The organism is Streptomyces dryopteridis, from assembly GCF_049606955.1.
GTDB lineage: Bacteria > Actinomycetota > Actinomycetes > Streptomycetales > Streptomycetaceae > Streptomyces.
In genome coordinates this window covers 2076644-2099762 of sequence record NZ_CP187113.1, presented here as the reverse complement: position 1 = coordinate 2099762, position 23119 = coordinate 2076644, and the positions used below count along the sequence as shown (strand labels likewise).

Genomic DNA, 23119 nt, shown 5'->3' with positions numbered 1-23119 from the left:
GCGCAGGGGAGGGCGGAGACGAGGAAGGCGACCGAGGCCGCCACCCCCCACAGGAGAGGCCCCGGTCGCCGTCCGTACGGGCTCGTGCGACAAGCCCGTATCCCCTTCAGCGCCGGCGATGCGTTTTGTGTCACACCCCGCTCCGCGCAGGGATGGTTGCCGGCTGTACAACTCGTGGACGAGACCGGAGGAGAGGCCGTAACGTGCTGATTTGCGCCACACGTACAGGACAGTGAACGGGTTGGGGACTTTGCTGGGGGACGACGCGGAGCTGACCGCCGCGGTGCTCGCGGCACAGGGCGGCGACGAGAACGCGTTCCGTACTGTGTACCGCGCCGTGCACCCACGCCTGCTCGGATACACCCGCACCCTCGTGGGCGACGGGGACGCCGAGGACGTCACCTCCGAGGCATGGCTCCAGATAGCCCGGGACCTCGCCGGCTTCGAGGGCGACGCCGACCGCTTCCGCGGCTGGACCGCCCGCATCGCCCGCAACCGGGCCCTCGACCACATCCGCATGCGCGGCCGGCGCCCGGCCGTCGGCGGCGACGAGACCGAACTGACGGCGCGGCCCGCCGAGTCCGACACCGCCGGCGAGGCCATCGAGGCCCTCGCCACCGGCCGCACCATGGCCCTCATAGCCCGACTGCCCCGGGACCAGGCCGAGGCCGTCGTCCTGCGCGTGGTCGTCGGACTCGACGCCAAGAGCGCCGCCGAGACCCTCGGCAAACGCCCCGGAGCCGTCCGCACCGCCGCCCACCGCGGCCTGAAGAAACTCGCCGAACTCATCGGCGCCGAACTCGACCCCGTCACCACCGGCCCCGCCACTGTCACCGCCGCGACGGCCGCGGGCGGCGCGGTCCCCGGCCCCCGCGCAAACGGAATCGGTACCGGAATCGCGGGCAAGGTCGGCGATAATGCCACGGGCCGCACGGCGGTCGGCCGGAGCGCGACCGGCACCGGACGCGACCTCGACGCCGTCCCCGCACAACGCGGCCCCGGCAGGCCACGGACCCACCGCCCCGGCGCGACCCACACGCTCCGGCGGGCACCCGAAGACCTGTGAACCTCCCGCGGCGGCGGCCGGGGGAGACCCGGCGCACGTCGCCCGACCGTTCCCGCCCGGTCGGCACGCGCGCGATCCAACACCCCCGGGTCGGGGCCGACCCGGAGGCCGGCACAGACAAGGGGAGAGCGCGCGTGCGCCACAGCCGTCCCGCACCGACCCGCGCCGCCCCCCACCCCCACCCCACCACACCCCTCCCACCCACCCACCGAACCCCCCGACACCCGAGCCCGGTCATGAGCCCGAACGCGAACCCGAGCCCGGCCCCGAGCGCGAACGCGAACCTGAGCGTCGGCGTGAGCACGAACGAGGGCCCGAGCGCGAACGCGAGCCCGAGCGTTGGCGTGAGCGTGAACGTGGGCCCGAGCGTCGGCGTGAGCGCGGGCCCGAGCACGGGCACGGGCACGGGCGCGAACGCGGGCACGGGCACGGGCGTGCGTTCGAGCGCCGGCACGGGCGCGGACGTGAATCCGGAGGTCGCCGTCCGATGACCTTCCGCCACGAACCCGGGCGCGCCCACGACGGCTGGCTCACCGAGTCCGCCGCCGAACGCCTCCTGCGCGGCACCGGCCCCGGCCCCCACGATCCCGACGCCCCCGAACCCCACGACCCGTACGGCGTGCACGACCAGCACGGTGGGTCCGGCGGACCCGGCGGGCGCCCTGCGCACGACCCGCACGGCGGTCGGGCGCTCGGCCACATCCACGCCCCCGACACCCCCCATCACCACGACGTGGCCTACGACCACGGTCCGGGCCGCGACCACGGGCCGGGCCGGGCCGCACCGGCCCGGGGCCACGACGGGGCCCGCGCCGACGTCACCCCACCACCCGGCACCCCCGGGGCACCGCGCGGCCACGACCCCGCCCCGTCCCCGCCGACCCACCACCCCCGTCGCCCCGCGCGCGCCCCGGAGCACCCGCTCGGCTCCGGGACCGTGCGACCGGCACCCGGGGCCGGGTTCGGGCCCGTCACGGGCCCCGCTCCCGAAGTCGTGTTCCGCTTCGACTCCGGCTTCGGGCTCGGCTTCGGCGTGAACAGCGCGCCGATCGAGGACCCCGTCCGCGACCGCGCCGTCGCCGAACGGCTGCGCGCTGCCCTCGACGACCTCCGTCCCCGCCCAGTCGACGGCCCGTCACCCGGCGAGGAAGCGGCCCTCGCCGCCTTCCGAGCCACCCGACGTCCCGCCCCGACCACCCCGACGCGGGACGCCGGCACCCAGGACTCGGCCTCCACCACCCGGGGCCCGGCCTCCGCCACCCCGAACCCGGACCCGATCACCCCGAACGCGGTCCCGATGCCCTCGGTCCCGGGTGTCGACCCCGCCCCCGCCCCCGACCTCGGCCCCGGAGTTGCCCTCGGCCTCGGCGTCGCCCCCGCCCCCGACCCCGTCGTGGGTCCCGGTCTCGACCTTGGTTTGCTTGCCGGTTTCGATCGGCCTCGTGACGGGCGTCCGGGCGTGGTTCTTCGGCGGGTTCGGGGGGCTCGGCGGGCGAGGCCCGTGCGGTTCGGGCTCGTGGCCGCCCTCGCCGGCGTCACCCTCGGCGGGCTCCTCGCCGCCGGCGGCGCCGGCCTGTGGAGCGAGCGCGGCCCGCAGGCCGGGCGCGGTCCCGCCGTCACCGTGGACACCGAGAACGCGGACGGCGCCGACAGCGGCGAGGACACCACCGTGGACGCGGCCGGCGGCATCCCCGACGGCGGGCCGCGCCCGCCCGCCCCGCTGCCCGACACCGGCAGTGGCCGGTCCGGCGGACCCGTCGCCGCCGGCGGCACCGACGCGGGCCCGTCCGGTGCCCCCGTCCCGTACGCCCCCACCGCCGGGCCCGGCACCGGCCCGCTGCGCCCCGGCGCCGGCCCCGCCGGCGGCGCGGGCAGGCCCACGGGCGGCGGCACGAACCCCACCGGCAGCGGCAGCGGCACCGGCACGAACACCGGCGGCACGGGTACCGGGACCGGCACCGGCACGGACGCCGGCACCCACCCCTCCATCGCCGACCTCGGCCTCGACCCCACCGGCCGCCCCCTCCCGGGCGTGGACCCGCAGGCGGAGGAGCCCGCCCCCGGGCCCGCGCACGCCGTGGCCCTGTGCTCCGACTACCGGGCCGGGCACCTCGACGACACGCGCCGCGAGCGCCTGGTCCGGCTCGCCCGGGGCGCGCACCGCATCGCCCTCTACTGCGAACGCCTCCTCGACCAGCCCCCGTCCGGGTCCTCGCCCGAGTGGCCGTCCGGCCCCGGCGGCGCCCCCGGTCCGGGCGGTCCGGGCGGACCGGGCCCCGTCACCACCGGCCCCGTCACCGTCGGACCCGTCACCACTGGCCCCGCCCCCGCGACCCTCGTCCCCGCCGCCCCACGTTCCCGCCCCCGCCCCGCGCACGGCGAAAGCCCCGCCGGGACACGTCACTGACACTCGGCGGTAACACTTTTCGCACGCCCGACGCAGTACAGAACGAGCCGACTGGTCATCGGCCGCGCACGAGCCGGGGTTCCCCCCGTACCTCTGGGCTCTGCGCACCCGGCGTGGGTGGGGCACGTTCCCCCGGCCCCACCCACGCCCCATCCCCCCACCCGCCACCCCCCCCGTCAACGCCCGTCGGTCACCAGTAGACGACGACCTTGTCGCCGGCCCGCACCTGGTCGAACAGTGCCGAGACCGCCGCCTTGTCCCGCACGTTGACGCACCCGTGCGAGGCCCCCGCGTACCCGCGTGCCGCGAAGTCCGCCGAGTAGTGCACCGCCTGGCCGCCGCTGAAGAACATCGCCCACGGCATCGGCGTGTGGTAGATCGTCGACTCCCACTCGCGTTCCTTGCGGTCCACCTTGAACACGCCCTCGCGGGTGGGGGTGTTCTCCGAGCCGAAGCGCACGTCCATGGAGGACACGGCCTTGCCGTCGATCATCCACACCAGGGTCCGGCTCTCCTTCGAGATGCACATCACCCGGCCCGTCATGCAGCGCGGGTCGGGCGCGGCCGGTTCGTTCGCGGTGGCGGGCCGCAGTTCCCCGGCGGTCGGCTGCCGGGTCGTGGCCAGCAGCTTCTCCCACGTGGCCCGGTCCACCGACCCCGTCGTCGGGAGGCCCTGCGCGGCCTGGAACGCGCGCACGGCGGCGGTGGTCAGGCTGCCGTAGAACGCCGTCGGCGACCGCTTCAGGTACCCGGCCTGCCGCAACCGCGCCTGCAACTCGCGGACCTGCTCGTTCTCGGTGCCGTCCGTCATCAACCAGCCGCCGGGCGGCGCCGGCACGGAGGACTTCACGGGCGCCGAGGGCTCGCCCGACGGCGCGGCCGAGGCCGACGGCGACCCGGCCGAGGACCCCGACGCGGACGGCGCCGCCGAGGACGGGCCGGCGGACGGGTCCGTCGACGCCGAGGGCCCGCCGCCCCCCTTGCCGTCGTCGGAGGACGCGGCCGGCTTCGGCAGGCGCGCGGCCGGGTCCGCCGGCTGCGGCCCGCACGCCGTCACCGCGAGGGCCAGGGCGAGGGCGCCGGCCACGCCGAGGGAGGCGCGGGCGGCCCGCGCCGGGCCGGGCTTGCGGAAGGTCTGCATCGTCTCGTCCCCCGAGGTCTGCGTGGGGCGCGCCGTCGCCCGGGCGCCCGTGGTGGTGCGTGTGCACCGATCGACGGTCGGGGGACGGGGGAGGGTTGCGCTGCGTGGCGTTCTGTTGCCGCTTCGTGACGTGACCACGGCGACACCCACCCACCCGTGCCCGCACCGGCCGCCCCTGGGACACTTGCGCCCATGCTGGGTGTCACCGACCTTCCGACCTACCTCGCCGGGCTCGCCGTCATCGTCCTGCTCCCCGGCCCCAACTCGCTGTACGTGCTCTCCGTCGCGGCCCGCGCCGGCGTGCGCACCGGCTACCGGGCCGCCGCCGGCGTGTTCACCGGCGACACGATCCTGATGGTGCTCACCGCGCTCGGCGCCGGCGCCCTCCTGGAGGCCAGCCCGGTCGCGTTCGGCGTGGTCCGCTGGCTCGGCGCCGGCTACCTGGTGTGGCTGGCGATCGGCATGATGCGCACGGCCCGGCAGCTGTGGCGCGGACGCCGGGCCCGGGTGGAGGCCCTGGAATCGGAGGTGTCGGGTCCGCGCGCCCCGCTCCCGCCCGGCGAACGCCCCTACCGGCGGGCGTTGACGGTCAGCCTCCTCAACCCGAAGGCCATCCTCTTCCTGCTGTCGTTCTTCGTGCAGTTCGTGGACCCGACCTACGCCTACCCGGCACTGTCGTTCCTGCTGCTCGGCGGGCTCCTCCAGGCCGCGAGCCTGCTCTACCTCTCCACCCTGATCTTCGCGGGCACCCGCCTCGCCGCCGCGTTCCGCCGCCGCAAGGCCCTCTCGGCCGGGGCGACCTCGGCGGCGGGCGTCCTCTTCCTCGGCTTCGCCGCGAAACTCGCCGTCGGCTGACCCCCGCGCGGGGACGGCGCCGCGCCACGACGTTCCCCGCTCCGTTCCGCGGGGCGGGCCGCCTGGGCAGCCGTGCTCATCGCGCGTGGGCGTCCTCCCGGGCGCGGCCCCGGGTCCGGGACCGGGTGTCGAGCAGGGCCAGCAGGGTCAGGGCGAAGGTGGTGACGCCCAGCGGGAGGTGCAGCCAGGCCGCGTGGGCGATGCCGGAGAGGACCTGCGCCGAGACCAGGGCCAGGAATCCCGCCGCGTACCCGACCGGGCGCGCGGGGCCGCCGCCCGGCCGCCAGGCCAGGACCGCGGCGAGGGCGTACAGCATCACCGCGCCGTAGGCGACGCGCGCGCCGACGGCGTGGGCGAGTTCGCCGGCCTCGGAGGTGAACAGCAGCCCGGCGGTGACCGCTTGGAAGACCAGGCCCAGGAACTGGAGGGCGGCGCCGACCCGCAGCAGGGCGGGCCAGGGGGCGCGGCCGGTGCCGGCGGCGGGGGAGTGCGTCGTGGTCGGGGTGGTGGCGCTCATGACGTGGACCTCTCTTCCGGGTGGTGCCGAGGGCTCGGTACCGTTCCGGTGATCAGACGACGCGGGCCCGCGAAACGTGAGGTGGACGTCGTCGCCGTCGGGGGGACGCGTGGTCGTGGACGCTGGTGTCGAGGCGGGGGAGCGGCGCAGGCTGCTCGGGTTGGCGTGGCGGCTGTTGGGCTCGGCGGCCGAGGCCGAGGACGCCGTGCAGGAGGCGTACGTCCGCTGGTACGCGCTGACGCCGGCGCGGCGGGCGGCCGTGGAGGTGCCGGCCGCGTGGTTCACGACCGTGGTCGGCAGGATCTGCCTGGACGTGCTCGGGTCGGCGCGGGTGCGCCGCGAACGGTACGTGGGGGAGTGGCTGCCCGAACCCGTGCCGGGCCCGCTCGCGGGCGCGGGCCCGGTGGACCCGGCCGAACGGGTCGCCGCGGACGAATCGCTGAGCACGGCGTTCCTGCTGGTGCTGGACGCGATGACGCCCCGGGAGCGGGTGGTGTTCGTGCTGCACGACGTGTTCCGCTACCCCTTCGCCGAGATCGCCCGGATCGTGGGCGCGAGCCCCGGCGCGTGCCGGCAGGCGGCGACCTCCGCGCGCCGCCGGGTACGGGCGGACGCGCCCCCGGCGCCGACGGCGGACCGGGCGGGGGTGGTGCGCCGGTTCCGCCGGGCCTGGGAGGCCGGGGACGTGACGGCGCTGCTGGCGCTGCTGGACCCGGACGCGGTGCTGACGGTGGACGGCGGCGGCCTGGTCCGCGCGGCGCTGCGGCCGATCCGGGGCGGGGCGACGGTGGCCGACTACCTGTGCGCGTTCGCGACCGCCGCCGCCCGCCCGACCCTCCTGGAACGCACCGTCAACGGCGGCCCCGGCCTGATCGCCCGCCTCGGCCCGACCACGGTCACGGTCGCGGCCCTCGACGTGACGGCCGGCCGCGTCACCCACATCTGGGCCGTCCGCAACCCGGAGAAACTCGCCGCCTGGCAGGAGTAGGACCGGGGTCGTGGCGACGGGCTCCCCACTGTCCGTCAAGGCCGAGCGGGCCGGCCCTGCTTGGCCGGCGGGGCCAGGGTGCGGCGGAGGTGGGGGGTCAGGGGGCGTTCCACCCAGTGGTGGACGGCCCAGGCCAGGGCCAGGGTGATGGTCAGGGTGAGGGCGAACACGGCCGGGGCCGGCAGGTGCGCGTCCCGGTGCAGGGCGCGGATCAGGGGCCAGCCCAGGTGCTCGTGGATCAGGTAGAAGGGGTAGGTGAGGGCGCCGGCGACCGTCAGCGCGCGGCCGACGCGGGCGCGGGCCGGGGTCTCGGGGCCGGGGGCGGTGCGGGGGCGGCGCAGGGCCACGGCGGCGACGGCCGCGAAGGACAAGGTGACGATCGCGATGATGACGACGGAGTCGCGGTCGGAGAAGAACTTCGGGTTCGGCGCGTGCCAGAGGCCGGCCACCGCGTGGTGCTGCCCGAGCAGCCAGCTCATCGCGACGACGCCCCAGGCGAGCCGGTCGCCACGGTCGCGGTGCACGAGGTACAGGCCGATGCCGCCGACGAAGAACGGCGCGTACTGCGGCATGAGGAGCTGGTCCAGGAACGCGTTGTCCGCCGGGTCGGCGAGGACGGCGGCGAAGGTCCACAGCCCGCAGAAGGCCAGGGTGCGGCGCCGCCCGCCGCCGGGCAGCAGCACGCACAGCGCGAACAGCACGTAGAAGCGCAGCTCCACCCACAGCGTCCAGCACACGCCCAGGATCCTTTCGGCGCCCAGGGGTTGTTGCAGCATCGTCAGGTTCAGCAGCAGGTCGGACGGGGACGCGGGCCGCTGCCCGGGGCCGGGGGCGAGGAGCACGGCGGCGGTGACCAGGGCGAGGGCGGCCCAGTAGGCGGGGTAGAGGCGGGCGGCGCGGGAGGCGAGGAAGGCGCGCGGGGTGCGGCCCCAGGCGCTCAGACAGATCACGAACCCGCTGATCAGGAAGAAGAGTTGGACGCCCAGCGGGCCGTAGGCGAACCAGGTGGACGCGGTCGGGAAGAGGTCACGGGGGGAGGCGCCCCAGGCGCGGGCCACCTCGCCGTCCCGGCCGCCGAGGTGGTAGCAGGCCACGAGGAGCGCGGCGAGCAGCCGCAGCCCATCCAGGGCCCGCAACCGCCCGTGCGCCCGCCGCGCCCCGGCACGGGCCCCCACGCCGGCCCCGGCCATGGGCGCGGGTGTGGCTTCTGCCCCGGCACCGGTCCCGGCCGTGGTGTCGGTCCCGGTCGCGGGCGCGGTCCCGGCCCCGGTCGCGGTGGCGTCGCGCGGGGTGGGCAGTGGGCCCGGCGTGGTCCCCGGTCCCGGACCCGCTCCCGCTTCGGTGGCGGTCATCGGAGGCGGGCCAGGACGAGCCGGCGCAGGCGCCGGACCCGGCGCACCGCGCGGCGCACGCCGGGGCGCGCGGGCAGGGTGCCGTACCGGGAGGGCAGGCCGCCGGGCAGGCCGAGGGCGGTGAGCCGGCGGCGTTTGAAGTAGTGCCGGGTGCGGGCGTCGAGGCGGGTGGCGAGCCAGCGTTCGGCCTCGGGCCGCAGCTCGGGCAGGATCCGGGCCTGCATGGCGTAGCCGACGGCCGGCAGCAGCCCGTCGCCGACCGTGCGGGCCACCCGGTCGGCGTCCGGGGGTCGTCCGGCGGTGACGGCGGCCCGGTCGGCGAGGTCGGGCACGAGGGCGTCCACGAGGGTCAGCGGCACCCGGTTGCTGTTCTGGTACGGGGTGACGCGGTCCAGTAGCCCGGTGGTGCCGGTGCGGGCCACCGGCAGCCCGTAGAGGGTGGCGGCGGTGAGCAGGCCGGTGGAGAAGCAGCCGACCACGAGCGCGGGCCGCAGCCGCTGGTAGGCGACCTCGGCGAGCACGGGCGCGTCCAGGACGAGGAGTCGGGCCCCGATCCGTTCGGCCTCGGCGCGCAGCACGGCGGAGTGCCGGTCGGGGGCGCCGGGGTGCGGTTTGAACACGAGGTCGCGGTGGCCCAGGGCGTGGGCGCCGCGCACCATCGCCAGGTGCAGGGCGTCCTCCTCCGCCTCGGTGACGAGGTCGAGGGCGGAGAGGTACTGGCCGAGCAGGAGCACGGGTTCGGCGCCCGCCGGGAGGGGTTCGGCGAGGAGTTCGGCGGGGGCCGCGTCGGCGAGTTCGGCGAGCACGGTACGCAGGGCCGCGTCGGGCACGGTCTCGGCGGGCACGTCGAACTCGCGCAGCAGCAGGGGCCGCAGGCCCGGCGCGAGGTCGGGGTGGAGCAGCCGGTCGACGCGGACGCCGATCTGCGGGTCGAGTTTGACGCGGGTGGGCCCGTAGCTCATCAGGCCGTCGGCGTAGACGGTGACGGGCGCCCCGGGGAACAGCCGGCACAGGGCCTGGGCGGGGGAGACCTGGATGGACTCGACGACCAGGTGCACGGGCGCGGAGCCCAGCGCCCACGCGGTGCGCACCTGTCGTTCCCACAGCGGCGCGTCGTCGGGTCGGGGGCTCCAACCGGACGGGTGGTGGGGGGCGATGAACCGGTTCCAGTCGACGTGGTCGTCGAAGCGGGCGCGCAGCGCGGCGTGCCCGGCCATCGTCGTGAGGTCGGGGGTGACCTCGGGGATCGGCGCGTTGTTGCTGGTGATGAGGATCCGGCGGTCGGCCTCGGGGAAGAGGCCGGCGTCGAGGGCGGCGGCCAGGGTGGCCAGGCCGTAGAGGCTGGAGGCGAGGAAGAGTTGGGTGCTCACGCGGTGGTTCCCGTTCGGGCGGCGCCGGTCGCGGCGGGGGTGGTCGCGCGGCCCTTGCGGCGCAGCCGGCGCAGGGGTTCGGCGCGTTCGTCGTCCATCGCGTCGAGGGCGGCGGTGAGGAGGTCGCGGTCGAGGCGGGCGAGGGCGTCGGCACTCCGGGAACGGAGCTTTCCGGCCACGACGGAATCGTAGCGGTCGATCTGCCCGAGATGGTGGGCGATAATCGCGCAATATGTTCGGACGGCTTTCGGGAGCAGCTGTTCCGCCGCCGGATCGGCCGTCGTTTCCGCGATGACCTGATCGAATGCCCGGATGAAATCGAGCTGGTGCTCGTTGGTGATCTGGGTCAACGAGGTCGCAATTCCCCGCCGGTAGAACACCCCGGTCCCCTCCAACGTGGCGAACGACTTCGCCCGCCGGTGCAGCCGCCAGATCCACGGCCGGTCCTCCGCCGTCCGCAACCCGTCCGTGAAGTGCAGCAGCCCCTCGTCCAACAGCCGCCGGTGGTACATCCCGGCCCAGGCGAACGGGTAGTCCACGGCCGTGGACCGCCCGGCCGGCAGGATCGCCGACCTCGGGTCCGAGACCACCCCCGCCGGCCCGAACGGCACCCGCGCCACCGACCGGGTCCGGCCCGTGCACACCACGTGGTCCACCCGCACGAAATCGCAGTCGAGCCGCTCGATCTCGGCCAGGGTGCGGGCCAGGTGGTCGGGGGCCAGCCAGTCGTCGCCGTCGAGGAAGGTCACGTACTCCCCGCGCGCCGCGTCCAGGCCCGTGTTCCGGGCCCGCGCCAGCCCCCCGTTCACCTCGTGCCGCAGCACCACCGCCCCCGGCAGGGTGCGCCCGGCCCGGTCCAGCAACTCGCCGGTCCCGTCCGTGGACACGTCGTCGACGAGCAGGAACTCGAAATCTTCCCGGGCATTGAGTTCGAGACTTCTGAGGGCATCCGGCGCATATGTCCGCACGTTGAAAAACGGCACGACAACAGAGAGCTTGACCACGACGACGACCCTGGGAGGCGGCCCGGAATTCATCGTGGACCGTGCGTCGAATCCACGTGAACGAAAGACGGCGGCTGCGTTAACCGGCCCTGCGGAAAAGCTCGTTCGCACTTCTTCGACGCCTTGTTCACCCGCTGTTGCCGACGCGTTGGGCCGGCCGGTCATCAGGCCGCCTAATTTCCCCAACGTGCCAACAAGCAAGCGGACGGGCCCGCGCGTCGCGGTCCTCGCAGATTCCGACACACGCTGGAAATGGGGACTGGCCACGGCCCGCCGGCTGCTCGCCGACCCCGGGTCCGACCCCGGGGCCGCCCCCGGCGCCGACCCGGCCGCGGGCCCCACCGGGCACGCGGCCCCGGAGATCACCGGCCTGCTGCTGCGCGGTCGCGCCACCCCCACCCGCAGACAGCTCGCCGAGGTGGCCCGGGGCGCCGACACCACCCCCGGCGCCGACCCCGCGCACCGGCCCGTCGAACCCGCGAGCACCCCCGCCGCCCCCCGCGAGGTCACCTGCGCCGGCTTCCTCGCCGAACTCGCCGAGGACCCCTGGGACGTGGTCGTCCTCGCCCTCGTCGGCGGCACCGTCCAGGCCGTGCTGCACGGGGTCCGCGCCGCCCTCCCGCCCGGCACCCGCCGTCCCGTCCTCGTCACCGGCTACGTCGGCGTCGTCTACGAGAAGCTCGCCGACGGCCTCCTGCTCCGCCACGGCGCCGACCTCGTCCTCGCCAACTCCCGCCACGACGCCCACCGGTTCCGCGAGGTGTACGCCGGGGTCGGCGCGGACGCCGGCGCCGTCACCGAGACCGCCCTCCCCTTCCTCGGCGGCGCCCCCTACCGGGGCCCGCGCCCCGAAGGCCCCGCCGCCACCGTCGTGTTCGCCGCCCAGCCCTCCGTGCCCGCCGCCCGCGAGGACCGGCTGCACCTGCTGCGCCGCGCCGCCGAACACGCCCGCCGGCACCCCGACCGCGAGGTCCTCGTCAAACTCCGCAGCCGGCCCGGCGAACACACCACGCACCTGGAGGAACACCCTTACCAGCGGCTCGCGGCCCGCCTCCCCGCCCCCGGCCTGCCGCCCAACTGCCGCCTCGTGCACGGGCACATGGGCGAGGTGCTCGACCGCACCGACCTGCTGGTCACGGTCTCCTCCACCGCCGCCCTCGAATCCCTGCACCGGGGCATCCCCACCGCCGTCCTCACCGACCTCGGCGTCCGCGAGCCCCTCGGCAACCACCACTTCCTCGGCTCCGGCTGCCTCGCCTCCTGGGACGAACTCGACGCCGGCGCCATGCCCGTCGGCGACCCCGCCTGGACCGCCGCCCACGGCGTGCCCGGCGCCGAGTCCACCGCCGACCCCTATGCCGAGGCCCGCACCCGGCTCGCCGCCCTCCTCGCCGGCCCGCCGCTGCCCCCGCCGGCCCCCTGGTACGACCGGAGCACCGCCCCCGGCTACCTCCCCGCCCTCCTCGCCCGCCACCACCTCGCCCCCGACGGCCGCCCCCTGCCCGGCGCCCCCACCCCCGCGACGGCCGGCGCCGACCCCGTGCGCCGCTGGCTCAAGGCCCGCCTGCGCGAGGCCGCGCGCGGCGCCTACCGGCAGGGCGTCCAGCGGGTGGCCCCCGTGATCCGCCGCATGGGAGAACTGTGACCCCGCCCCGCACCACCGCCCCCGAGACCGCGACCGACATGGCCCGCCGGCCCCGCGTCCTGGCCGTGATCCCGGCCCGGGGCGGCTCCAAGGGAGTCCCCGGCAAGAACCTCGCCGAGGTCGGCGGCCTGCCCCTGGTCACCCGGGCCGTCCGCGCCTGCCGGGCCGCGCCGGCCGTCACCGACGTGGTCGTCTCCACCGACTCCCCGGCCATCGCCGCCCTCGCCCGCGCCGCCGGCGCCGAGGTCGTCGACCGGCCCGCCGAGATCTCCGGCGACACCGCCGGCAGCGAGGCCGCCGTCCTGCACGCCCTGGACGCCGTCGAGGCCGCGGACCGACCCGCCCACGCGACCGAGACGACCGGGACGACCGGGACGACCGACCCGGTGGACGTGGTGCTGCTCGTGCAGTGCACCAGCCCCTTCCTCACCGCCGCCGAGATCGACGCCGTCGCCCGCGCCGTCACCACCGGGGCCGCCGACAGCGCCCTGACCGCCGCCCCCTTCCACGGCTTCCTGTGGCGCGCCGCCCAACCGGGCGATCCCCACGGCCCCGTCGACGGCGTCAACCACGCCAAAACGATCCGCCCGCGCCGCCAGGACCGCCCCGAGGACCTGCTGGAGACCGGCGCCGCCTACGCCATGCGCGTCCCCGGCTTCCGCGCCGCCCGCCACCGCTTCTTCGGCCGCACCCTGCCCGTGCGCGTCGACCCCGCCCGGGTCCTGGAGATCGACGACCCGCACGACCTCGCCCGCGCCCGCGCGCTGGCCCCCCTGCTCGACCGCCCGGAACCTCCCGTCACACCCGCACGTCAACGAAAGGCGAACCCTGCCATGACCGCCGAGACCCGCACCCCGCAGATCCCCGCCCCGCGCGCCGAGGGCCCCCGCCTGCGCTCCTTCGGCGACCGCCCCGTCGGCCCCGGCCGCCCCGTGTACGTGGTCGGCGAGATCGGCATCAACCACAACGGCGACCTCGCCAACGCCCTCGCCCTGATCGACGCCGCCGCCGAGGCGGGCTGTGACGCCGTCAAGTTCCAAAAGCGCACCCCCGAGCTGTGCACCCCCCGCGACCAGTGGGACATCGAGCGCGACACCCCCTGGGGCCGCATGACCTACCTCGACTACCGCCACCGCGTCGAGTTCGGCGAGGACGAGTACCGCGCCATCGACGAGCACTGTCGCGAGCGCGGCATCGCCTGGTTCGCCTCCCCGTGGGACACCGAGGCCGTCGCCTTCCTGGAGAAGTTCGACCTGCCCGCCCACAAGGTCGCCTCGGCCTCCCTCACCGACGACGAACTCCTGCGCTCCCTGCGCGCCACCGGCCGCACCGTGGTCCTCTCCACCGGCATGTCCACCCCGCGCCAGATCCGGCACGCCGTCGAGGTCCTCGGCTCGGAGAACATCCTGCTCTGCCACGCCACCTCCACCTACCCGGCCAAGGCGGAGGAGCTGAACCTGCGCGTGCTCCAGACCCTGCGCGAGGAGTACCCCAACGTGCCCATCGGCTACAGCGGCCACGAGACGGGCCTGCAGACCACCCTCGCCGCCGTCGCCCTCGGCGCCGTGTTCGTCGAACGCCACATCACCCTCGACCGCGCCATGTGGGGCTCCGACCAGGCCGCCTCCGTCGAGCCCGGCGGCCTCACCCGCCTCGTGCGCGACATCCGCACCATCGAGAGCGCGCTCGGCGACGGCGTGAAGAAGGTCTACGACTCCGAGCTGGCGCCCATGCGCAAGCTCCGCCGCGTCCCCGGCGTCATCGCCGAGACCGAGGCCGCCGAGACCGAGGCCGCCGAGGCCGCGGTGAACGTCCCGCAGCCCGCCTGACCCCCCACCGCGCGCCGCCCCCGACACCCCCGGGGGGCGGCGCCCCGGCCCCGACCCGAGCCGCCCGCACGCCCCGCACACCCCGCCCCGCAGCCCGTCACGCCCCACACCCCTCCCAACCCGCCACGCCGGAACCCGAGGAGACCGCGGTGACCCCCGACCCCGCCACGCTCGCCTTCGTCGAGAGCCCGGTCCAGCTCCTCGGCGTCCTGGAATGGGCCCACGCCCACCGCACCCGCCCCGGCCCCGCCGGCACCCTCCTGACCGGCGTCCCCGCCCAACCCGGGCCCGCCGACCCCCGCCCCAACCCCCGCCCCAACGCCCACCCCGAGACCCGCGCCGAATCCCGCGTCGACCGGCCCGGCTGCGCGCACGCCCCCGCCCCGCCCGCCGGCGGGGAGTCCCGGCTGCGGATCGTGGTCCTGCCGCCCACCGACCCCATGTCCCGGGGCCAACTGCGCCGCGTCGCCGGCCTCGCCCGTGACGAGGGTCACGCCGTCACCTGGCAGGAGGCCCGGGGCGGACCCGGCGCCCCGCTCAAGGCGCTCGCCGCCCTGCTGTCCGACGTGCGCGCCGCCGAACGCCTCGTCATCGGCGACCCCTTCTCCCGCTTCACCCAACTCCTCCTCGCCGCCGCCCGCACCCCCGACCTCGTGGTCGTCGACGACGGCACCGCCACCCTGGAGTTCGCCGCCCGCCTCGCCGCCGGCGAACGCCTGCGCCGCTGGCACCGCACCCCGGCCGCCGGCGCGCTCGGCCGGGTCCGCGAGCTGGCGCACGCGCCGGTCGCCGCCCGCGCCCTGCGCCGGCTCACCCCCTCGCCCGCCCCCGGCCTGCCCGGCCGGCGCTCCCTGGAACTGTTCACCTCGATGCCGGTGGAGCCGCTGCCCGGGGCCCGACTGACCCTCAACGACTTCGCGTGGACCCGCTCGCGCTTCGGCCCGCCGCGCCTGACCCGGGGCACCGACCTGGTGGGAACCTCGCTGGTGGAGACGGGGGTGCTGGAGCCCACCCACTACCTCGCGGCGGTGGCCCGGCTCGCCGCCGACCACGGCGCGGGCCGCTACTTCGCCCACCGCCGGGAGTCCCCCGAGAAGCTGCGGGCCGTCGCCGAGGCCACCGGCCTCCAGATCGTCCGCCCCGACCTGCCGCTGGAGCTGATCGCGCGCCGGGGCCCGATCGGGCGCACGGTGGTGAGCTTCCCGTCCACCGTCGTGCACACGCTCCCCTACGCGCTGGCCGGCACCGGGGTCACCGTGAAGGTCTGCGAGATCGACCCCGACTGGCTCACCCGCACGGCCTCGCCCCGGGCCCGGGGCTTCCTCGACGACGTGTCGGCCGGGGCCCGCGCCACCCACGGGCTCGCGGCCACCGGCGCCGCCGGCGCACCCGGCGCCGGCTGAACGTGCGCCCGTACCGGCGCAAAACGGCTGTTCGGGCGGATGAGCGGGCGAGTTTACCCCCGTCCGAGGAGGCCCATGCCTCCGGAGGACGGTTTTTTCGCCCCGAACGGGTTGAAGTTTTGGCGATCACCCGACAGTTGACAGCGAGGGGCCTACCCTTGAACGGGTGAACCAGTTGATGTCCCGCGAGGCCCAGACCGCCCTGCCCGGCACGCCGGCTCAGCCCGAGCTGCCCGGCCGGCTCCCGGAGAATCTGCGCGATGAACTGATCGCGTTCCGCCGGGACTTGCACATGCATCCAGAACTCGGGCACCAGGAGTTCCGGACCACCGCCGCGATCAAGGCGCGGCTGGAGAAGGCCGGGCTCCGCCCCCGGGTCCTGAACTCCGGCACCGGCCTGATCTGTGACGTGGGCACGTGGGACGGCAAGCGCCCCATGCTGGCCCTGCGCGCGGACATCGACGCCCTCCCCATCCCCGACGCCAAGACCCAGGTGACCTACCGGTCCACCGTGCCCGACCGCGCCCACGCCTGCGGTCACGACGTGCACACCACCGTCGTCCTCGGCGCCGGCCTGGTCCTGGCCGAACTGCACCGCCGGGGCCGGCTGCCGTTCCCGGTCCGGCTGCTGTTCCAGCCCGCCGAGGAGGTGCTGCCGGGCGGGGCCACCGAGGCCATCGAGTCCGGAGTCCTCGACGGGGTCGGCAGGATCATCGCCGTGCACTGCGACCCGCGCGTCGACGCCGGCCGGATCGGACTGCGCGCCGGCCCCATCACCTCGGCCTGCGACCGCCTGGAGATCAGCCTCTCCGGCCCCGGCGGCCACACCGCCCGCCCGCACCTGACCACCGACCTGGTCACGGCCGCCGCGCGGATCGCCGTCGACGTGCCCGCGCTGCTCGCCCGCCGGATGGACGCCCGTTCCGGCATGTCCGTGACCTGGGGCCGGATCTCCTCCGGTCACGCCTGCAACGTGATCCCGATGCACGCCGAGCTCTCCGGAACGGTCCGCTGCCTGGACCTGAACGCCTGGCACGAGGCCCCCGACCAGATCCACGCGGCCATCGACGAGGTCGCCACGATGCACGGCGCCAAGTTCGAGATCAACCACGTCCGCGGGGTCCCGCCCGTGGTCAACGACCCGGCCGTCACCGAACTGCTCCGCGAGTCGATGATCGCCCGGCGCGGCGCCGACTCCGTGGAGGGCACCGAGCAGAGCCTGGGCGGCGAGGACTTCTCCTGGTACCTGGAGCACGTGCCCGGCGCGATGGCCCGGCTCGGGGTGCGCACCCCCGGCGACCCCGTCCAGCGTGACCTGCACCGGGGCGATTTCGACGTGGACGAGGCCGCCATCACCGTCGGCGTCGAGTTCTTCACGGCCGCCGCCCTCCTCGACGCACAGCGCGCCCGGCGGAACGGGTAACGCGCGATACAACACCCGACATCGCGTCGGCAAACGTGTTTCAGCCCTTGGCACGCAAGGGCTGTGCACGACATTGGTCACCAAATGGTCACGGAGAGGATCGCGACGATCCGATAACGACTCACCAAGGGGGCTTTAAGTGGCATCTACGCGCGTTACGATCGCGGCGAAACCAGCGCCGGTCGTGGCGCTTCGGTCGGTTTTGAAGGAGCCTCCCCTTGCGCCGGATCACCAGGATCGCCACCGTGGGCATCGCGTCCGCGGCGCTCGCGCTGACGGCCACCGCCTGTGGCGGTAAGAAGTCCTCGGGTGACACCCCCTCCGACGGCGGGTCGACCTCGACCAAGAGCGCCGCCATCGCCTACGACATCGGCGGGCGCGGCGACCAGTCGTTCAACGACGGTGCCTACGCCGGTCTGGCCAAGGCCGAGTCCGAGCTGAAGATCAAGGGCAAGGAGCAGGAGCCCACCGACGGTGAGGGCGAGGCCGACAAGGTCCAGCGCCTGACCGAGCTGGCCCGCTCCGGCTCGAACCCGGTCATCGGTGTCGGCTTCGCCTACGCCCCGGCCATCAAGAAGGTCGCGCCGAAGTTCCCGAAGACCACCTTCGGCATCATCGACGACACCTCGGTGACCGGCCCGAACATCGCCAACCTCGTCTTCAACGAGGAGCAGGGCTCCTACCTGGCCGGCGTCGCCGCCGCCAAGGCGTCCAAGTCCGGCACCGTCGGCTTCATCGGTGGCGTCGAGGTCCCGCTCATCAAGAAGTTCCAGGCGGGCTTCGAGCAGGGCGTCAAGGACACCAACCCGAACGCCAAGGTGCTCAGCCAGTACCTGACCCAGCCGCCGAACTTCGACGGCTTCGCCAAGCCCGACCTGGGCAAGGCCGCCGCCAACGGGCAGATCGACGCGGGCGCGGACGTCGTCTACGCCGCCGCCGGTCTCGCCGGCTCCGGCGCGATCGAGGCCGCCGCCACCAAGGGCAAGTGGGCCATCGGCGTCGACTCCGACCAGTACAACCAGGCCGGTCTGTCGAAGTACAAGGACAAGATCCTGACCTCGGTCACCAAGGACATCCCGGACTCGGTGTTCAACCTCATCAAGTCGGTCCAGGACGGCAAGCCGACCACCGGCGAGATCCGCTACGGCCTGGACAAGGACGGCGTCGGCCTGGCCGACTCCAACCCCGAGTACAAGAAGATGACCGACCTCATCGCCGCCGTGGAGAAGGCGAAGGCGGACATCGTCGCCGGCAAGATCAAGGTCAAGACCGCCCCGTAAGGCGTCGACCGACCCGGCCTCACGCCGTGGACCCCGCGCCACGTCCGGGCCCTCCCCCCCCGCCACACCGCAGTCCCCCCACCCCGTCCCGGAAACGGTCCTCGGACCGCCTGGGACGACCAAGATCCGAGGCCCTTTGGCCTCAAGTTTTCGGTTTCGACAGTGCTACGCGCGTAGAGGTCTCGTGGACGCGATACCTTCTCTCCCCGCCCTGTCCCCCCTGCCTCCCACTCCTTTCGGCCAAGGAGAGTGCGTCATCAACGCGTCCAGCCCGCCGCCCGCAGTCGAACTGCACGGCATCACCAAGCGCTTCCCCGGCGTCGTCGCCAACAAGGACATCGCGATCACCGTCCGCAAGGGCACCGTGCACGCGCTCGTCGGCGAGAACGGCGCCGGCAAGTCCACCCTGATGAAGATCCTCTACGGCATGCAGAAGCCGGACGAGGGCACCATCGCCATCGACGGCGACCAGGTCACCTTCAACAGCCCCGGCGAGGCCATCGAGCGCGGCATCGGCATGGTGCACCAGCACTTCATGCTCGCCGACAACCTCACCGTCCTGGAGAACGTCGTCCTCGGCGGCGAGAAGCTCCACGGGATCGGCGGCGCGGCGCGCAAGAAGATCAAGGAGATCTCCGACGCCTACGGCCTCGGCATCCGCCCCGACGCCCTCGTCGAAGACCTCGGCGTGGCGGACCGGCAGCGCGTGGAGATCCTCAAGGTCCTCTACCGGGGCGCGAAGATCCTGATCCTCGACGAGCCCACCGCCGTCCTGGTCCCGCAGGAGGTCGACGCGCTCTTCGACAACCTGCGCGAGCTGAAGTCCGAGGGCCTGACGGTCATCTTCATCTCCCACAAGCTGGGCGAGGTGCTCAAGGTCGCCGACGACATCACCGTCATCCGGCGCGGCACCACCGTCGGCACCGCCGACCCCCGCGACACCACCCCCAAGCAGCTCGCCGAGCTGATGGTCGGCAGCGAGCTGCCCTCGCCGGAGACCCGCGAGTCCACCGTCACCGACGTGCCCATGCTGACGGTGGAGGGCCTGCGGCTGGCCGCGACCGACCCCGACGGCGTCGTGCGCGACGTGCTCGCCGGCATCGACCTCACCATCCACAAGGGCGAGGTCCTCGGCATCGCGGGCGTCGAGGGCAACGGGCAGACCGAGCTGATCGAGGCCCTGATGGGCATGCTCGTCCCCGACGGCGGCGTCATCACCCTCGACGGCACCGACATCTCCGCCCGGCCCACCCGCAAGCGGCGCGAGGACGGCATCGGCTACATCCCCGAGGACCGGCACCGGCACGGCCTGCTGCTGGAGTCCCCGCTGTGGGAGAACCGCATCCTCGGCCACGTCACCGAGGCCCCCAACTCCAAGCGCGGCATCCTCGACCCGAAGGCCGCCCGCCAGGACACCGAGCGGATCGTGCGCGAGTACGACGTCCGCACCCCCGGCATCGAGGTCACCGCGGCCTCGCTCTCCGGCGGCAACCAGCAGAAGCTGATCGTCGGCCGCGAGATGAGCCACAACCCCAAGTTCCTGATCGCCGCGCACCCCACCCGCGGCGTGGACGTCGGCGCGCAGGCGCAGATCTGGGACGCGATCCGCGAGGCCCGCCGCGAGGGCCTGGCCGTGCTCCTGATCTCCGCCGACCTCGACGAGCTGATCGGCCTCTCCGACACCCTCCGGGTCATCTTCCGCGGCCGGCTGGTCGCGGACGCCGACCCGGCGACCGTCACCCCGGAGGAGCTGGGCACGGCCATGACCGGCGCCGCCTCCGGTCACCTGGAGGCCACGCCCGAGGAACTCGCCGAGGCCGCCGCGGCCCCGGACGTCGTCGCCGCCGGCGGCGACGCCCCCACCACCGACAGCTCCGGCGAGGACTCGCCTTCGACGGAGGACGAGGCCCGATGAAGAAATTCGACAAGGACCGGCTGCTTCTCGGCTTCGCCGGCCCCGCGCTTGCGCTGATCAGCGCCTTCGTGCTCACCATGCTGGTGCTGGCCGTCTCGGGCGTGAACCCGATCGACCCGCTGCGCATCATGATCGAGAACGCGGGCTACGAGGACGTCCAGGTCCTGATCCTCAACCAGACCGGCACGTACTACCTGGCGGCGCTGGCGGTGGCCGTCGGCTTCCGGATGAACCTCTTCAACATCGGCGTCGACGGCCAGTACCGCCTCGCCGCCATGGTCTCCGCCTCCGTGGGCGCGGCGGTCACCCTGCCCGGCCCGCTGCACATCCTGCTCATCGTGCTCGTCGCGATGCTGGTCGGCGCCTTCTGGTCCGGCATCGCCGGTGTCCTCAAGGCCAAGCGCGGGGTCAGCGAGGTCGTCTCCACGATCATGCTGAACGCCATCGCGACCTCCCTGATCGCCTGGCTGATCCTGCCCACCAACCTCGGCGTGCAGCCGGAGGGCTCCAACGACCTGACCACGGGCGACATCGCCCAGTCCGGCTGGTTCCCGTCCCTGGACATCGGCGACGGGCTGGAGATCTACGGGTTCACCTTCATCGCCTTCGCCCTCGGCGTCGTCTACTGGTTCGTCCTCAACCGGACCCGGTTCGGCTTCGACCTGCGCGCCACCGGCGCCAGCGAGTCCGCCGCCCAGGCGTCCGGCGTGGACGCCAAGAAGATGATCATCACCTCGATGCTCATCTCCGGCGCCGTCGCCGGCCTCGCGGGCATGCCCGTGCTGCTCGGCGAGAGCCACACCTACAGCCTCTCCTTCCCGGTCGGCGTCGGCTTCACCGGCATCACCATCGCCCTGCTGGGCCGCAACAACCCGCTCGGCATCTTCTTCTCCGCCCTCCTGATGGCCTTCATCGACAAGGCGTCCGCCTCCCTCGACACGGCCGGCTACGCCAAGGAGATCGGCACGATCATGAAGGGCCTGATCGTGATCGCGGTGGTCGTCTCCTACGAGCTGGTCCGCCGCTACGGCATCCGCCGCCAGCAGCAGAAGGTCGGCGAGGAGCTGGCCGCCGGCGGCGCCCTCTCGACGGACAAGAAGGAGGTCGCGGCGTGAGCACCACCACCGCCCCCGCGACGGGCACCGCCCCGAAGAAGCCGGGCACGGCCCGCACCAAGCTCACCCTCCCCGTGATCATGCTGATCATCGCGGGCGGGCTGGCCCTGGTCTCCCTCGTCCGCATCGTCTCCGGCGCCGACGACCTCACCTCCATCGGCCAGGTCTCCGGCGCCCTCCAGCTCGCCGTCCCGATCGGCCTCGCCGGTCTCGGCGGTCTGTGGGCCGAACGCGCCGGCGTCGTCAACATCGGCCTTGAGGGCATGATGATCCTCGGCACCTGGTTCGGCGGCTGGGCCGGCTACCAGTGGGGCCCGTGGACCGGCCTGCTGCTCGGCATCGTCGGCGGCGCCATCGGCGGCCTGCTGCACGCGATCATCACCGTCACGTTCAACGTGAACCACATCGTCTCCGGTGTCGCCATCAACATCCTGGCGCTCGGCTTCACCCAGTACCTGTCGAACTTCGCGTTCGACGGCGTCGAGGGCGGCTCCTCCAAGCAGTCCCCGCGACTGGAGGAACTCACCAACTGGACGGTCCCCGGACTCTCCGACTGGATGTCCGACCTCCAGGGCAAGCACTGGTTCTTCGTCTCCGACGTGGCCGGCGTCATCGGCGGCGTGTTCACCAACCTCTCGCCGCTGACCGTCCTCGCCCTGCTGCTCATCCCGGGCACCTGGTGGGTGCTGTGGCGGACCTCCTTCGGCCTGCGCCTGCGCTCCTGCGGCGAGAACCCGATCGCGGCCGAGTCCCTCGGCGTCAACGTGTACAAGTACAAGTACATCGCCGTGATCGTCTCCGGCGGACTGGCCGGCTTCGGCGGCGCCTTCCTCTCGATCACCACCCTGATCTACCAGGAGGGCCAGACCGGCGGCCGCGGCTACATCGGCCTCGCCGCGATGATCTTCGGCAACTGGATGCCCGGCGGCATGGCGCTCGGCGCCGGCCTCTTCGGCTTCACCGACAGCCTCAAGCTGCGCGGCGGCGCCGAGAACGTGCACGCCCTGCTGCTGCTCATCGCGATCCTGCTGCTCCTCGTCGTCGCCTGGCAGCTGTACAAGCGCAAGTTCGTCCAGGCCGGCATCTCCGCCGTCTGCGCGGTCGTGCTCTTCGTCTGGTACGTCACCACCGACGCCGTGCCCAGCCAGTTCGTGGACGCCGCGCCCTACCTGACCACCCTGCTCGTGCTGGCCCTCTCGGCCCAGCGCCTGCGGATGCCCAAGGCGGACGGCATGCCGTACCGCAAGGGCCAGGGCAAGTGACGAGCCCCCAGACGCCCGCGACCCCCGGCGCGGCGGCCCCCGCCGCCGACGCCGGGGTCGACTGGGAGGCCCTGCGGGAGGCGGCCCGGGCCGCGATGACCCGCGCCTACGCCCCCTACTCCGGCTTCCCCGTCGGCGTCGCCGCCCTCGTGGACGACGGCCGCGTCGTCACCGGCTGCAACGTCGAGAACGCCAGCTACGGCCTCGGCCTGTGCGCCGAGTGCGGCCTCGTCTCCAGCCTCCAGGCCACCGGAGGCGGCCGGCTCACGCACTTCACGTGCGTGGACGGCAAGGGGCAGATCCTGGTGCCCTGCGGGCGCTGCCGTCAGCTGCTGTACGAGTTCGGCGGCCCGGAGCTGCGGGTGGAGACCCCCGAGGGGATCCTCCCGCTGTCCGCGATGCTGCCCCAGGCATTCGGTCCCGACCACCTCCGGTAGCGGGCCCCCCAGCCGCGTACGGCCCCCGCCCCGAATCGTCGACCGACGGCGCCACGGGCGGGGGTCGTGCGCTTTTCCCGTCCCTTCTCCCGTCCCTCTTGCGACACGAA

19 protein-coding genes and 1 pseudogene are annotated in these 23119 nt (G+C 74.5%); 15 read left to right on the top strand and 5 right to left on the bottom strand.

What is annotated here, in order from left to right; genetic code table 11:
• The first annotated feature begins 250 nt into the window (after positions 1-250).
• The 3 genes from ACN20G_RS08650 to ACN20G_RS08640 all read left to right on the top strand — a co-directional run bounded on the left by ACN20G_RS08650 (position 251) and on the right by ACN20G_RS08640 (position 3473).
• Positions 251-1066, top strand: a complete 816-nt coding sequence (locus tag ACN20G_RS08650) for an RNA polymerase sigma factor (RefSeq protein ID WP_424215431.1) — start codon at positions 251-253, stop codon at positions 1064-1066.
• 344 nt (positions 1067-1410) lie between these two features.
• Entirely contained in the window at positions 1411-1557 is a 147-nt protein-coding gene (locus ACN20G_RS08645) for a hypothetical protein (RefSeq protein ID WP_424212155.1), read from the top strand.
• A complete protein-coding gene (locus tag ACN20G_RS08640) occupies positions 1554-3473 on the top strand; it encodes a hypothetical protein (protein ID WP_424212154.1) in 1920 nt (639 codons plus the stop codon). Before ACN20G_RS08645 ends, ACN20G_RS08640 begins: the two co-directional genes overlap by 4 nt.
• A 190-nt stretch (positions 3474-3663) precedes the next feature.
• On the opposite strand, the gene ACN20G_RS08635 is transcribed toward ACN20G_RS08640, so the two are convergent.
• Positions 3664-4614 carry a L,D-transpeptidase family protein gene (locus ACN20G_RS08635; protein ID WP_424212153.1) on the bottom strand — a complete coding sequence of 317 codons (951 nt, stop codon included), beginning with the start codon at positions 4612-4614 and terminating at the stop codon, positions 3664-3666.
• 192 nt (positions 4615-4806) lie between these two features.
• On the opposite strand from ACN20G_RS08635, the gene leuE reads away from it, so the two are divergent.
• Positions 4807-5469 (top strand): leucine efflux protein LeuE, encoded by a 663-nt coding sequence (gene leuE, locus ACN20G_RS08630; RefSeq protein ID WP_424212152.1) that lies wholly within the window; start codon positions 4807-4809, stop codon positions 5467-5469.
• Positions 5470-5545: 76 nt separating this feature from the next.
• Here the strand turns inward: leuE and ACN20G_RS08625 are convergent, their stop codons facing one another.
• The gene (locus ACN20G_RS08625; RefSeq protein ID WP_424212151.1) at positions 5546-5986 is read right to left on the bottom strand and encodes a hypothetical protein; all 441 of its coding nucleotides are present in this window, start codon (positions 5984-5986) and stop codon (positions 5546-5548) included.
• Positions 5987-6101: 115 nt separating this feature from the next.
• Between ACN20G_RS08625 and sigJ the strand changes: the two genes are divergently transcribed.
• Positions 6102-6974 carry an RNA polymerase sigma factor SigJ gene (sigJ, locus tag ACN20G_RS08620; RefSeq protein ID WP_424212150.1) on the top strand — a complete coding sequence of 291 codons (873 nt, stop codon included), beginning with the start codon at positions 6102-6104 and terminating at the stop codon, positions 6972-6974.
• Positions 6975-7009: 35 nt separating this feature from the next.
• On the opposite strand, the gene ACN20G_RS08615 is transcribed toward sigJ, so the two are convergent.
• The 3 genes from ACN20G_RS08615 to ACN20G_RS08605 all read right to left on the bottom strand — a co-directional run bounded on the left by ACN20G_RS08615 (position 7010) and on the right by ACN20G_RS08605 (position 10700).
• Positions 7010-8164: an acyltransferase family protein gene (locus ACN20G_RS08615; protein ID WP_424212149.1), complete on the bottom strand. Its 1155-nt coding sequence runs from the start codon at positions 8162-8164 to the stop codon at positions 7010-7012.
• Between the two features lie 158 nt (positions 8165-8322).
• Entirely contained in the window at positions 8323-9696 is a 1374-nt protein-coding gene (locus ACN20G_RS08610) for a polysialyltransferase family glycosyltransferase (protein WP_424212148.1), read from the bottom strand.
• Entirely contained in the window at positions 9693-10700 is a 1008-nt protein-coding gene (locus tag ACN20G_RS08605) for a glycosyltransferase family 2 protein (protein ID WP_424212147.1), read from the bottom strand. The genes ACN20G_RS08610 and ACN20G_RS08605 overlap by 4 nt, the downstream gene beginning before the upstream one ends.
• 187 nt (positions 10701-10887) lie before the next feature.
• On the opposite strand from ACN20G_RS08605, the gene ACN20G_RS08600 reads away from it, so the two are divergent.
• The 10 genes and pseudogenes from ACN20G_RS08600 to ACN20G_RS08555 all read left to right on the top strand — a co-directional run bounded on the left by ACN20G_RS08600 (position 10888) and on the right by ACN20G_RS08555 (position 23009).
• Positions 10888-12345 (top strand): DUF6716 putative glycosyltransferase, encoded by a 1458-nt coding sequence (locus ACN20G_RS08600; protein ID WP_424212146.1) that lies wholly within the window; start codon positions 10888-10890, stop codon positions 12343-12345.
• A gap of 38 nt (positions 12346-12383) precedes the next feature.
• A pseudogene (locus ACN20G_RS08595) lies at positions 12384-12797 on the top strand (cytidylyltransferase domain-containing protein); the annotation flags it as partial.
• 381 nt (positions 12798-13178) lie between these two features.
• Complete coding sequence (locus ACN20G_RS08590) at positions 13179-14174, top strand: N-acetylneuraminate synthase family protein (protein ID WP_424215430.1); 996 nt, start codon at positions 13179-13181, stop codon at positions 14172-14174.
• Between the two features lie 149 nt (positions 14175-14323).
• Positions 14324-15577: a hypothetical protein gene (locus ACN20G_RS08585; protein ID WP_424212145.1), complete on the top strand. Its 1254-nt coding sequence runs from the start codon at positions 14324-14326 to the stop codon at positions 15575-15577.
• A gap of 178 nt (positions 15578-15755) precedes the next feature.
• Complete coding sequence (locus ACN20G_RS08580; RefSeq protein WP_424215429.1) at positions 15756-17000, top strand: amidohydrolase; 1245 nt, start codon at positions 15756-15758, stop codon at positions 16998-17000.
• Positions 17001-17218: 218 nt separating this feature from the next.
• On the top strand, positions 17219-18280 hold the full coding sequence (locus tag ACN20G_RS08575; protein ID WP_424212144.1) for a BMP family lipoprotein: 1062 nt from the start codon (positions 17219-17221) through the stop codon (positions 18278-18280).
• Positions 18281-18569: 289 nt separating this feature from the next.
• A complete protein-coding gene (locus ACN20G_RS08570) occupies positions 18570-20195 on the top strand; it encodes an ABC transporter ATP-binding protein (protein WP_424215428.1) in 1626 nt (541 codons plus the stop codon).
• Positions 20192-21310: an ABC transporter permease gene (locus ACN20G_RS08565; protein WP_424212143.1), complete on the top strand. Its 1119-nt coding sequence runs from the start codon at positions 20192-20194 to the stop codon at positions 21308-21310. Before ACN20G_RS08570 ends, ACN20G_RS08565 begins: the two co-directional genes overlap by 4 nt.
• A complete protein-coding gene (locus ACN20G_RS08560) occupies positions 21307-22572 on the top strand; it encodes an ABC transporter permease (protein WP_424212142.1) in 1266 nt (421 codons plus the stop codon). The genes ACN20G_RS08565 and ACN20G_RS08560 overlap by 4 nt, the downstream gene beginning before the upstream one ends.
• Positions 22569-23009, top strand: coding sequence for a cytidine deaminase (locus ACN20G_RS08555; protein WP_424212141.1), 441 nt, complete (start codon positions 22569-22571; stop codon positions 23007-23009). The genes ACN20G_RS08560 and ACN20G_RS08555 overlap by 4 nt, the downstream gene beginning before the upstream one ends.
• Positions 23010-23119 lie beyond the last annotated feature (110 nt).